10 protein-coding genes are annotated in these 12,320 nt (G+C 64.4%); 5 read left to right on the plus strand and 5 right to left on the minus strand.

Annotation, left to right across the window (positions count from 1 at the left end; all coding sequences use genetic code 11):
• Positions 1-8 precede the first annotated feature (8 nt).
• Both C1H84_RS11975 and dnaK read right to left on the minus strand, forming a co-directional pair.
• Entirely contained in the window at positions 9-581 is a 573-nt protein-coding gene (locus C1H84_RS11975) for a nucleotide exchange factor GrpE (protein WP_047119867.1), read from the minus strand.
• Positions 582-594: 13 nt separating this feature from the next.
• A complete protein-coding gene (dnaK, locus tag C1H84_RS11980; RefSeq protein ID WP_113607499.1) occupies positions 595-2,445 on the minus strand; it encodes a molecular chaperone DnaK in 1,851 nt (616 codons plus the stop codon).
• Between the two features lie 251 nt (positions 2,446-2,696).
• Between dnaK and C1H84_RS11985 the strand changes: the two genes are divergently transcribed.
• Complete coding sequence (locus C1H84_RS11985; protein ID WP_047119869.1) at positions 2,697-2,927, plus strand: PLDc N-terminal domain-containing protein; 231 nt, start codon at positions 2,697-2,699, stop codon at positions 2,925-2,927.
• Between the two features lie 98 nt (positions 2,928-3,025).
• On the opposite strand, the gene C1H84_RS11990 is transcribed toward C1H84_RS11985, so the two are convergent.
• The 3 genes from C1H84_RS11990 to C1H84_RS12000 form a co-directional block, all read right to left on the minus strand.
• On the minus strand, positions 3,026-3,496 hold the full coding sequence (locus C1H84_RS11990) for a small multi-drug export protein (protein ID WP_113607500.1): 471 nt from the start codon (positions 3,494-3,496) through the stop codon (positions 3,026-3,028).
• A gap of 216 nt (positions 3,497-3,712) precedes the next feature.
• The gene (locus C1H84_RS11995) at positions 3,713-5,239 is read right to left on the minus strand and encodes a DEAD/DEAH box helicase (protein WP_244910890.1); all 1,527 of its coding nucleotides are present in this window, start codon (positions 5,237-5,239) and stop codon (positions 3,713-3,715) included.
• A gap of 340 nt (positions 5,240-5,579) precedes the next feature.
• Positions 5,580-7,739, minus strand: a complete 2,160-nt coding sequence (locus C1H84_RS12000; RefSeq protein WP_113607502.1) for an MMPL family transporter — start codon at positions 7,737-7,739, stop codon at positions 5,580-5,582.
• 110 nt (positions 7,740-7,849) lie between these two features.
• Here C1H84_RS12000 and C1H84_RS12005 point away from each other — a divergent pair, with 110 nt between their 5' ends.
• From C1H84_RS12005 to C1H84_RS12020, 4 genes are all read left to right on the plus strand, one after another.
• Positions 7,850-8,320, plus strand: coding sequence for a MarR family winged helix-turn-helix transcriptional regulator (locus C1H84_RS12005; RefSeq protein ID WP_047119873.1), 471 nt, complete (start codon positions 7,850-7,852; stop codon positions 8,318-8,320).
• 74 nt (positions 8,321-8,394) lie between these two features.
• Complete coding sequence (locus C1H84_RS12010) at positions 8,395-9,018, plus strand: LysE family transporter (protein ID WP_113607503.1); 624 nt, start codon at positions 8,395-8,397, stop codon at positions 9,016-9,018.
• A 115-nt stretch (positions 9,019-9,133) separates the two neighbouring features.
• Positions 9,134-9,631 carry a low molecular weight protein-tyrosine-phosphatase gene (locus C1H84_RS12015; RefSeq protein ID WP_424678611.1) on the plus strand — a complete coding sequence of 166 codons (498 nt, stop codon included), beginning with the start codon at positions 9,134-9,136 and terminating at the stop codon, positions 9,629-9,631.
• On the plus strand, positions 9,618-11,645 hold the full coding sequence (locus C1H84_RS12020; protein ID WP_146956049.1) for a chorismate-binding protein: 2,028 nt from the start codon (positions 9,618-9,620) through the stop codon (positions 11,643-11,645). Before C1H84_RS12015 ends, C1H84_RS12020 begins: the two co-directional genes overlap by 14 nt.
• Positions 11,646-12,320: the final 675 nt, after the last annotated feature.

The raw sequence follows: 12,320 nt of genomic DNA on the forward strand, positions 1-12,320 counted from the left end.
GCTAGTTGCTATTCGCCGGTGGCGACCAGTACCTGGGCAGCGCGCAGGATGTTGCTTCCCTTGCGGTAGCCGGTACGCAGCACCTGTCCCACATGATCGGCCGGGACCTCCGGCACCGCCTGGCGCAGCAGCGCTTCGTGGACGTTCGGGTCGAATTCGACCCCCGCCTCGTTGATGCGCTCCAAGCCATGCTGGGCCAGGATCGAGTCCAGCTTGTTGGCGATCGATGCGAAGGGGCCATCGGCCAAGTCGCCGTGGGCGCGTGCCGCGTCGATGTCGTCAAGCACGGGCAACAAGGTGGAAAGCATGCCCTGCACGGCGTTTTCACGCGCCACTGCACGGTCGCGCTCCACGCGCTTGCGGTAGTTGACGTACTCGGCCTGGAGGCGCAGCAGGTCGTTGCGCAGCTCGGTGACGACCTCGCTGACCTCGTCCTGCTCCGCGTCCACGGAGTCGCCGGCCTCGTTCAGGATCGCCTCGGCCTGGCCCAAAGCGTCAGCAGTTGGCTGCTGGTCAGCGGCCTCTGGCTGGTTCTCCGGCTCCTGGCCGGAGTTTTCGTTCTGGTTGTTTGCCTCGGACATATTCCTAAACTCCCTACTTCTTGTCGGCTTCGTCTTCGTCGATGACCTCGGCGTCGACGATGTCTTCATCAGCGTTCGGCGCATCCTGCTCGCCGGCAGCCGCGCCTTCGGCCTGGGTGTTGGCGTAGATTGCCTCGCCCAGCTTGGACTGCGAAGCCTGCAGCTTCTCGAACGCGGCCTTGACCTCGTCGTCGTTGTCCTGCTTCTCCAAGGCGGCCTTCAAGGCGTCGACGTCGGCCTGGACCTCGGACTTGACCTCTTCAGGCAGCTTGTCCTCGTTGTCCTTGATCAGCTTGTCCACCGAGTAGGCGGCCTGCTCGGCAGCGTTGCGGGTCTCGGCTGCCTCGCGGCGTGCCTTGTCCTCTTCCGCATGCGCTTCGGCTTCCTGCACCATGCGCTCGATGTCTTCCTTCGACAGCGAGGAGCCGCCGGTGATGGTCATCGACTGCTCGGTGCCGGTGCCCTTGTCCTTGGCGGACACGTGCACGATGCCGTTGGCATCGATGTCGAAGGTGACCTCGACCTGCGGGATGCCGCGAGGAGCCGGAGCGATGCCGGTCAGCTCGAAGGTGCCCAGTGCCTTATTGTCGCGGGTGAACTCGCGCTCGCCCTGGAAGACCTGGATCGATACCGAAGGCTGGTTGTCCTCGGCGGTGGTGAAGGTCTCCGAACGCTTGGTCGGGATCGCGGTGTTGCGCTCGATCAGCTTGGTCATCACGCCGCCCTTGGTCTCAATGCCCAGGGACAGTGGGGTGACGTCGATCAGCAGCACGTCCTTGCGCTCGCCCTTCAGCACGCCGGCCTGCAGGGCTGCGCCTACGGCGACAACCTCATCCGGGTTCACGCCCTTGTTGGCTTCCTTGCCGGCCAGGTCCTTGACCAGTTCGGCAACGGCTGGCATACGGGTCGAACCGCCAACGAGGATCACGTGGGCGATGTCGGAGATCTTCACGCCGGCTTCGGCGATGACGTCCTTGAATGGCTTCTTGGTGCGCTCCAGCAGATCTGCGGTCAGTTCCTGGAACTTCGCACGCGAGAGGTGCTCGTCCAGGTGTACCGGGCCCTCAGGGGTGACCGACAGGTACTGCAGCGAGATGTTGGTGCTGGTAGCCGAGGACAGTTCCTTCTTGGCCTGCTCTGCGGCTTCCTTCAGGCGCTGCAGTGCGATCTTGTCCTTGGACAGGTCTGCGCCCTTGGCCTTGGCCTGGGCCAGCAGCCAGTCGACAACACGCTGATCCCAGTCGTCGCCGCCCAGACGGTTGTCACCGGCGGTCGCGCGGACCTGGATGGTCGAGAAGCCGTCGTCATCCTTGCCAACTTCCAGCAGGGAGACGTCGAAGGTACCGCCACCGAGGTCGAAGACCAGGATGAGCTCGTCCTCGTTGCCCTTCTCCAGGCCGTAGGCCAGAGCAGCAGCAGTTGGCTCGTTGACGATGCGCAGCACGTTCAGGCCCGCGATCTCGCCGGCCTCCTTGGTGGCCTGGCGCTCGGCGTCGTTGAAGTATGCAGGAACGGTGATCACCGCGTCGGTGACCTTCTCGCCCAGGTACGACTCAGCGTCGTTCTTCAGCTTCATCAGGGTACGCGCCGAGATTTCCTGGGCGGTGTACTTCTTGTCATCGATGGCAACGGACCAGTCGGTGCCCATGTGGCGCTTGACCGATGCGATGGTGCGATCGATGTTGTTGACTGCCTGACGCTTGGCGATATCGCCGACCAGGACTTCGCCGCCCTTCGAGAAAGCAACGATGGACGGGGTAGTGCGGTTGCCTTCCGCGTTAGCGATGACGGTTGGCTCACCACCTTCGAGCACGGATACGACAGAGTTGGTGGTTCCAAGGTCAATACCTACGGCACGCGACATAATGGCTCTCCTTTGCCTTGTCTGAAAAAAATCCCAACGCTGGGGGCTTGGGCCCCCATTGAGCGCTTCGGACTCAAGTTTACTCAGCCGGTTTCGACTGTCAAATTAACTTGAGTGAACTCGACTCAACTTTGCGCTCTGTCTTATTCAACGGGCGGGGTGGCAGAATAATTCCCATCAACCGAAAACTTTTTCAGACCACTCCTGACAGTCCGGTCACGAAGCGAAAACTACAGATCAAAGGCGGAAGAATGGCACGAACCAAAAAGAAATTCTCCGAGCTGTCCCCCATTGCACGGGCAGCTGCCATCGTTGCGGGCGTGATCGAGGTTGCCTTATTCGCCGCCGCGCAGATCGACATCTACCGACGCAGGCCCGAGCAGATTCACGGAAGCAAGGGATTGTGGGTGGGGTTGTGCTTCATCAACATTCTCGGTCCGCTGAGCTATTTCAGGTTCGGCCGCAAGAAGCCGCAGGACTAATCTCCGCCTCCAAGATGGCACAAGCCGGAAGGAGCCCACGCACTACTGGTGCGCGGGCTCCTTCCGGCTTTGCTTTGCAGCGTGCCGAGGGGAACGAATTATTTGGTCAGCAGCGGCATGCCGAGCCCTGCCAGGACTCCGAAGATCACTCCCCACAAGATGATGGAAATGACCTGCCAGAAAATCACTTTCTGCTTCGATGCGCCGAAGGACACCAGCGCCGCCGAGGTGATCTGCGAGGGAAGCATGGTCTGGCCAACCAGGCTGACCCCTGCAATGCCGAACTTGTCGAAAGCCCTGCGGATCTTTTCGTATTTCGGCTTCTTGCCCTCCTTGCCTTGGCGCACCTTGGAGCGTACGGCATGGGCGCTGTTGACGAACAAGAGCATGGAAATGCCGTTGCCGAGCACCGCAACAAGAATCCCGACCGCCGGCGGCAGGCCCATCAGCACTCCGATGACGGACCCGAAGTAGGACTCGACGAAGGGAATAGCCGAAACCAGCGCGACCGCCAGCCACTGCAGCGGCTCGGGGCAAGCAGCGACAAAATTCTGCAGTGATTCAATCATGGTCAGGTGCTCCTGGCTAGGCGAAATAGATATTTCCTCTACTTCAAGACTAGGTTGGAGGACTTCACCGACCGGTCATCCGCCGGGGCTAAACTTTCGGTCTAGTCAGTGCGCTCGACGCTCACCGGGCGCAGGGTGGCAAAAGAAATCCTCCGCTCGGCGTACGAGCGGAGGATTCCTAGGTTGGCAGCCGTTGTTCCGGCTGGCCCGAAATGCCTAGCGGCTGCGGGTGGCAGGGCTGGTGGCGCGGCGCGGACCACGCGAGCGGCCCCCGGTCGAGGCGCCTTGGGCGGCGCGGCCACCCTGGCGCGAGCCGCGGCCTGCACCCGATGGGCGTTCCGAGTTCGCACCACGGCCTGCACCGGCCGGACGCTCGGATCCTGCGCCGCGGCCAGCGCGTGCTGGACGCTCGCCCGAGGCCTTCGGACTGCGTTCATTGCGGCGGCCCGACTCGCTGCGCTGCTGGTTCTGGCCCTCGCCGGCCGAACGGCCGCCGCGTGAACCGCGCCCGCCGCGCCCGCCGCGCGAACCGCCGGATTCGCCGGCAGGCTTGCGCTTGGCAGGGTTGCTCTGCTGCTTCACCGGGGCGGTGTACGGCACCAGTTCGGCCACTTCGCCCACGACGTCCTTGACGACCTGCGAGTCCAGGGAGACCTTTTCGAATGGGACCTTCTTCAGGCCTGCCTGCTTCATCAGGGTCGCGACGTCGCCCTGCTGGTCCGGGGTGCAGATGGTCACCACGGTTCCGCTGGAGCCGGCGCGGGCCGTGCGGCCTGACCGGTGGGTGTAGGCCTTGTGCTCTGCCGGCGGATCGATGTGGACCACCAGTTCCACGCCGTCGACGTGCACGCCGCGGGCTGCTACGTCGGTGGCGACCAGGACCTTTGCCTCGCCCGAGGCGAAGGCGGCCAGGTTGCGGTCGCGGGCGTTCTGCGACAGGTTGCCGTGCAGGTCAACGGTTGGCACGCCGGCCTTGGACAGCACTACAGCCATCTTCTTGGCGTGGTGCTTGGTGCGCATGAACATGATGCGGCGCGAGGTGCCCTGCGCCAGCACACGGACCAGGTCCTTCTTGTCGTCGTTGCTGACCACGAAGACGTGGTGCTCCATGGTGTTCACTGCGGCCTCGGGCGCATCCACCGAATGGATGGTCGGGCTGCTCAGGTAGCGCTTGACGACCTTGTCCACGCCGTTGTCCAGGGTGGCGGAGAACAGCATGTGCTGGATGCCGGTCGGCATGCGGTCCATGATGCGGCGCACGACCGGGAGGAAACCCATGTCTGCCATGTGGTCGGCTTCATCCAGCACCGAGATCTCAAGCTGCGACAGGTCAACGATCTTCTGCTTGATCAGGTCGTCGAGGCGGCCGGGGCAGGCGATGACGATGTCGACGCCCTCGTTCATGGCCTTTTCCTGTCGACTCTGCGCGACGCCGCCGTAGATCACGGTGGTGCGCAGGCCGGAGGCGGCGGCCAGCGGATCAACGGTCTTGGCGATCTGGGTCGCCAGTTCGCGGGTCGGCGCCATGATCAGTGCGCGCGGGAAACGGGCCTTGCGGCGCTGCGGGCGCTCGCTCAGGCGGGCCACCAGCGGCAGCGAGAAGGCCAGGGTCTTGCCCGAGCCGGTCTGGCCGCGCCCCAGCACGTCTCCGCCGGCAAGGGTGGAGGGAAGGGTTGCTTCCTGGATCGGGAACGGGGTGTCGATGCCGCGCTCGGTCAGCACGTCAACCAGGTTTGCGGGCACGCCAAGGGCGCTAAAAGTAGAAGTCAATGCTCAAACTTTCTCTCTGAATTCGCGCGTCGTTTTCGACGCTCGGGTTCGCCGATCCAGGAGGAAGTCCGATGCGGGGCGGCAAGAAAAGTGCCCGACGCCCGCGCGAAAACACCGGGAATCCGGGAGTTTCCGCTCGAAGGAAATCAAGTCTGTCGACGACTACGCACCGAGGCGGGCCGGGTGTTTCAGGCGTTGAACCATCGATGCGTACAGATTTCAATTCTACAGGCAGGCTCCGGGACTTAGCAGTCCCGGAGCCTGCCAACGGGGCGAATCACAGGAGATTTCCGCCACGTCTGAAGCCTGGCGCTCAGGCCCGGTGCACACCCGCCGACGTCTTTTCCTGCGCCAATTTCGAGGGCCACCACACCGCAGGGCCGATGTCCTCGACCAGCGCCGGCACCAGCAGGCTTCGCACGATAAAGGTATCGAGCAGCACGCCGAAGGCCACGATGAAGCCCAGCTGCCCCAGGAACATGATCGGCACGACCCCCAGCGCGGCGAAGGTCGCCGCCAGCACGATGCCGGCAGAGGTGATCACGCCGCCGGTGACGGTCAGGCCGCGGCGCATCCCGTCCCGCGTGCCGTGCAGCAGCGTCTCCTCGCGCACCCGGGTCATCAGGAAGATGTTGTAGTCCACGCCAAGGGCCACCAGGAACACGAATCCGAACAGCGGCACCGAGGGGTCGGCGCCCACGTAGTCCAGGACGTGGTTGAACACCAGCGCGCTGACGCCCATCGCCGTGCCGTAGGAGAGCACCGTGGTCAGAATCAGCAGGACCGGAGCCAGGATCGAGCGCAGCAGAAGCATCAGGATGACCAGGATCGCGACCAGGGTGATCGGAATGATCTTGAACAGGTCGGCCTCGGCGGTGGAGTTCTTGTCCATCTGGGTCGCGGTTGTTCCGCCGACCAGGGTCGTCGCATCGATCTCGTGCACCGTCTCGCGCAGCTGCGTGACAGTGTTCGCGGCCGCATCCGAGTCCGCCGCATCGCTCAGGGTGACGGAAATCAGGTTCCGTCCTTCGACGGTGTACGCCGGGGCGCCGCGCTGGGCCATGGCCGGACCGCCGTCTTCGGCCTGCAGGTAGGCGGAGTCGACACCGGGCACGTCAAGGACCGCGTCCAGGGTGGTGTTCGCCTCGGCCTCGTTGACGATCACGGTGGCCGGCGAGCCGCTGCCGCCCGGGAAGTGCTCGCCGAGCGCCACCTGCCCGTCGCGGGCCTCGGAGCCGCCGATCACCAGTTCGCTTTGCGGCACGCCGCTGGCCTTGAGCTGCAGCGAGAACGCCGCGCCGACGGCCAGCACCAGTGCCGTCACCATCCAGATCGGGCGGGGATGGGAAGCGACGAAGGCGGCGATGCGGGCCCACAGTCCAGGCTTGGCCGCCGCCTGCGTTTCCGCGTCCTGCGTTTTGGGCATGAACGGCCAGTAGGCGGCCCGGCCCAGCAGTCCGAGCACGGCCGGCAGGAAGGAGAGGGCGGCAATGATCGAGAAGACGATGCCCGCCGCGCCGATCGGGCCCAGCGCCTTGTTGGAGTTCAGGTCGGAGAAGAGCAGGCACAGCAGGCCCACGGTCACGGTGCCGCCGGAGGCGATGATCGGCTCCAGCGAGCGCTTCCAGGCCTTGGCCACTGCCTGCCAGCGGTTCAGCCCCGTGGACAGGGCTTCCTTGTGGCGGGCAACGAACAGCAGCGAGTAGTCGGTGGCCGCACCGATCACCAGGATCGAGAGAATGCCCTGGGCCTGGCCGTCCAGCCGGATGATCCCCTCCTTGGCCATGAAGTAGACCACCAGGATGGCGGCGCACAGCGCCACCATGGAGGTCATCAGCACGGTCAGCGGAAGCAGCAGCGAACGGTAGACCAGCAGCAGGATCACCAGCACCGCGACCAGCGCGACACCTAGCAGCACCCCGTCGATGCCGCCGAATGCCTCGATCAGGTCCGCGGAGAACCCGGCGGGACCGGTGACATAGCTGCTCATGCCCTCCGGCTGGATGTCTGCCAGCAGGGCGCGCAGCGCGGTTACGCCCTCATCGGCCTTGACGGTCGAGGAGATCGGCATGATGAATTCGGCAGCCTTGCCATCCTCGGCCAAAAACGGCCCCGTCACCTGCCCGTCGAGGAACTCGAAATCGGAAAGCTTCTCGGCGAGCGCGGCGGCCTGCTTCTGGTCGACGCCGCTTTCGGAGGTCACCAGCACCACCGCGGGAATTGCGTCGCTCGTGCGGAACTTGTTCTGCCATTCAAGGGCCTGCGTCGCTTCCGCGCTGGCCGGGAGGAAAGCTGTCTGGTCGTTGGTCTGCACGTCCGAGAGTTTGCCGAAGGTTGGTCCGCCGACCCCCGCGATGCCGATCCAGAGCACGATCAGCAGGGAATACACCACCGCCCGGATGGCGATGCCCTTTCCGCTGACTGAGCGCGCGGCGGGGTCGGCGGGCTCATCGACTTTCGCTATGTGCGACATGGGGCTGTCCTCACGTTGATTCGAATAGTTGCGACCGCTGTGGCCTACCGCTACAGCGTACCAACATTTAGTTTGATGATGGAAATGTTTACTTAGTTTATAATTGTGTTATGGACGCGAGCACACACCACCGGCTGTTGCAGCTGCTGCAGGATTTCGGGCAGGCCTCGGACCGCTACGTGGAATCCACCGGCGGGCACTACGGCACGCACCGGACCGACATGAACGGCCTGACAGTGATCATGAAATACCAGCGCGCCGGAACCTCGCCCTCGCCCCGGGACTTGAGCAGGGAACTGCAGCTCAGCTCCCCCGCCACCACGGCCATGCTCGACCGGCTGGACCGGCTGGGCTACATCATCCGCCAGCGAAGCGAGCAGGACCGCCGCAGCGTGCACATCGCCCTGACCGAGAAGGCCATGGCCGAGGCGCGGGAGATGTTCCGACCGCTCGGAGCGAAAATGATGGAGCTGATCTCCTCCTACGACGAGCAGCAGGTCGCACTGCTCAGCGACTTCATGGCCCGGGCCGTCGCCGGCGTGGATGAAGCCCGGCTGGAAGTCCTCGCGCCGCCGAACTAAGCCTCCTGCCGAACGCCCCGTCATGACCAGTCTTCGAGTCAAGAGAACTCCTGCAGTGCCACTACCCTAGACAGGTGGCACTTTCTCTCTGGCTTTCACTTCTCGGCGCAACCATCGTCATCAGCTTCACCCCGGGCGCCGGGGCCATCAACACGATGAACAACTCGATGCGCCAAGGCTGGCGCGCTTCCATCTGGGGAGTGATCGGCCAGCAGATCGCCCTGCTGATCCACGTGGTCATCGTCGCCGCCGGAGTGGGCCTGCTGGTCTCCAGCTCCCCGCTGCTCTTCGCGGGCATCCGCTATGCCGGCGCCGCCTATCTGGTCTACCTGGGCATCCGGATGATGCTGTCCAAACCGGATGTCGCCTCGGACGGAACCAGCACCGGCGGCACGCTCACCCGTGGCGCCATGCTGCGCCGCGGCATCCTGGTCAATCTGCTGAACCCGAAGGCGATTGTCTTCTTCCTGGCATTCACCCCGCAGTTCATCCGCACCGACCAGCCGCTGTTGCCGCAATACCTGATCTATATCGGCACCATCGTCGCAGTCGACGTGCTGGTGATGTTCTTCTTCTTCGCAGGCACCGCGCGCAGCTTCCAGCGCTTCACCACCACCGTGCGCGGGGCCAAGCTGCTCAATATCGTCTTCGGCGTCCTGTTCATTCTCGTCGCCGCGATGATGCTCCTAATCCACTAATCACCCCGTGATTTTGGGGTTGCTCTAAATCGTTGCCGTATTGTTGCTGATTATCTTGCGCGTAGCTCTCGATCGAAATGTGATGTGGCCATAGACTGATGCCATGTTCCGGATAATGATCGTGTGCACGGGAAATATATGCCGCTCACCTATGGCCGAGTACATGCTGAAAAACGCCTTGCGTGAGGCAGACGTCACCGAGGTCGAGGTCTGCTCCCGGGCCATCAGCTACGGCGAAGTCGGCAACGGGATCGACCCGCGCGCCGCAAGTGCCCTGCGCGCCCACGGACTGGACGCCTCGAACCACGTCGCAACGCAGGTTAAGGCCGACGAACTGGGTTCCATGGACCTGGTGCTGGCCATGGACACCGATCATTTCGAAGACCTCGTTCCTGCACTCACGGAGATCGATCCCAGCGAGCGCCCCATGCTGCGCATGTTCAGGTCCTTCGACCCCGTCGCCGCCAGCGAGCCGCACGACCGCCAGGGTGTCTACGATCCCTGGTACGGTGACGCAGGAGATTTCCGCGAAACCTGGAAGCTCGTCTCCTCAGCCCTGCCTGCGCTCGTTGACTACGTCCGGAGTAATATAGCCTCTCGTGGAAACCGCTAGACCCTACCTCATTGCTCTCGACGGACGCTCCGGCTCGGGAAAGAGCAGCCTCGCAGCGTTGCTAGCGAACCAGATGTCGAAAACCGCCTCGGTGGCTGTCCTGCGTCTGGAAGATCTCTACCACGGCTGGGACGGGCTGCAGGCCGCCCAGGACCTCTATTCCGGCCTGCTCGAACAGCTCGCCCACGGCCGCACCGCCAGCTGGCCGCTGTGGGACTGGGACGCCGATGCGCCAGGCGACACTGCCAGCCTCGACCCGGCGCAGGTCGTCATCGTGGAGGGCGTGGGCGCCGCGCACCGCCAGGTCCGCGGCCTGCTCGATCTGAGCATCTGGCTCCAAGCTCCAGCCGGGGTCCGCAAGCAGCGCGCCCTGCAGCGCGACGGCCAGACCTACGCCCCGCACTGGGAGCGCTGGGCCGCCCAGGAAGACGCGTACCTGTCCAGAGACGACGTGCCCCGCGCCGCGGACGTGGTCCTCGACGCCGACAGCCAGCGCTCGCCGTTCGAGCAGCTGCTGGGGCTCAGCGCTTTCCTGCCAGCCGGCCTGCGCGACCTGCTGCCAGCGACCACGCCTGCCTCTGCCGCGCCGCCGCTGGCCGGACACCATGCAGCCCCCGCGGATGCCGCCACCTTGTTCGAAGCGCTGGCCGAAGGCCTGGAGCATGCAGCCCTGCTGGAGTCCACCAGCCACCACCTCACCGACCCGCTGGATCGGAACAAGTACTCGCTGATCGCCCTGGCCGTCGGCGATGCCTATCCCCTGTTGCAGGCAAGCGCTTCCGGCGCCACCGTGCAGCGCGGCGGGGCCAGCCTGCGCCTGCAGCCAGGATTCTTCGAATCCTTGCAGGGCTTGTGGCCCGCGGCCGGGACCGAGCCGGACAACTACCCGCTGCCTGCCTGGGTCGGCTACCTGGGCTACGAGCTCAAGCGGGAGGTCTCAGCCGGAACCGCATCCGGAGCCGAGGCAGCGCGCCCCGATGCGGGGTTCTTCTCCCCTAATATCGTGCTGGTCATCAACCACCGCACCGGTCAGATGGCAATCCACGCGCCCGCGCGCCTGCGCCAATGGATCACCGAGCATCTGGCCGAAGCCGGCGTTCAGCACCGCACCGCGCTGGACCTGCCGCCGGTGGAATTCGTTTGCGCCGACACCGAGCAGGGCTACAAGGACAAGATCACCCGCGCCCAGCGCCAGATTTACGAAGGCAACACCTACGAGGTCTGCCTGACCACCGAGCTGACCGCAACCGCCGCGCAGTACAGCCCCTTCGAGGCCTACTGCCGAATGCGCACCTCCAGCCCGGCACCGTTCGCCCACTACCTGCGTATGGGCGGCACCGAAGTCGCCAGCATTTCCCCCGAACGCTTCCTGAGCCTCGGGGCCACCGGGGTGCTGCGCGCCGAACCGATCAAGGGCACTCGCCCGCGCGGGACCAGCGTGCAGGAGGACCAGGCGCTGAAGCAGGATTTGGCCACCAGCCCCAAGGACCGCGCGGAAAACATCATGATCGTCGACCTGCTGCGCAACGACCTCTCGCACCATGCGGTCCCCGGCTCGGTGCGCGTGGCCCGACTGTGCGCGGTGGAAAGCTACGCCACCGTGCATCAGATGGTCTCCACCATCGACGCGCAGCTTCGCGATCCGGCATTGTCGGCGCAGGCGCTGCGCGAGGCATTCCCTCCGGGCTCCATGACCGGCGCGCCCAAGCTGTCGACCATGCAGATCCTGGACGAGCTGGAAGACCGGCGTGAGCGCGGACTGTATTCCGGAGCCGTGGGCTATCTGGGCGCAGACGGGTCCGCCGATTTTTCGGTGGTCATCCGCACTTTGGTCTGCGACCGCACCCCGGACGGCGGATGGAAGCTGTGCCTGGGTCTGGGCGGTGCGATCACCGCCGATTCGGTGGCGCAGGATGAATGGGACGAGGTCATTACCAAGTCCGTGGGCGTGCTCTCCGCGTTGGGCTCGAAGTTCCCGCACCCTGCCGTCACCGCCGGCAAACAGCGGCGCTAGAAGCACTCAGTGCCCCAGTCGTTCGCCACGGCTCGACGGCGGCCATCCTCCGAGCGTGCAATGCGCGCGTGGCTGCTCTGAAAGACCATGACGGCGCTGCCCGCGTCTGAGCATGTTTCCCGGTTCGGCGCACATCTCTGGTCCATGACGAGCAGCATAGCCCGGACGCCGGCCTCGTAATGACCCGAAATATCGAAAACCACAGGTGGGGAATTCGTCGTGGGCATGCTGGCATGAAAAGGTCGACCGCGGTAAGTGCGGCTTCGCTGTCGCCCAGCGAGGCCCTCATGGGGCAGACGACACTTCCCGATCCGCAACGTGCGGTGGAAACGACGTAACACAAGCACCGTACCTGCATTCAGGGACTGTCGGTGCAACTCTGCTCACGCGGGATGCGGCATCGTGCGGGGAAGCCTGCGCCACAACGTGAATTCACCTAGCCGGAGCGTGGAAGCAGTGCACGGGAACTTGAAGCATCAGCCGAAGGACCCCCGAAGTTGCTCCCTTTTTTCCAGTGTTTGGAACAGTCTTCTCCAAATCGTTAGAATTCAAACGCTTGATTTATCCATCCGGGCCAAGATAATTCAATAATGGCCAGGTGACCGACCGTCCAAGACGCCATGCAGAGTACCTACTTGGGAAGGAACTGACATGACAAACAAACGATGGGGTCGT

Source organism: Glutamicibacter soli (genome assembly GCF_003309065.1).
GTDB lineage: Bacteria > Actinomycetota > Actinomycetes > Actinomycetales > Micrococcaceae > Glutamicibacter > Glutamicibacter soli.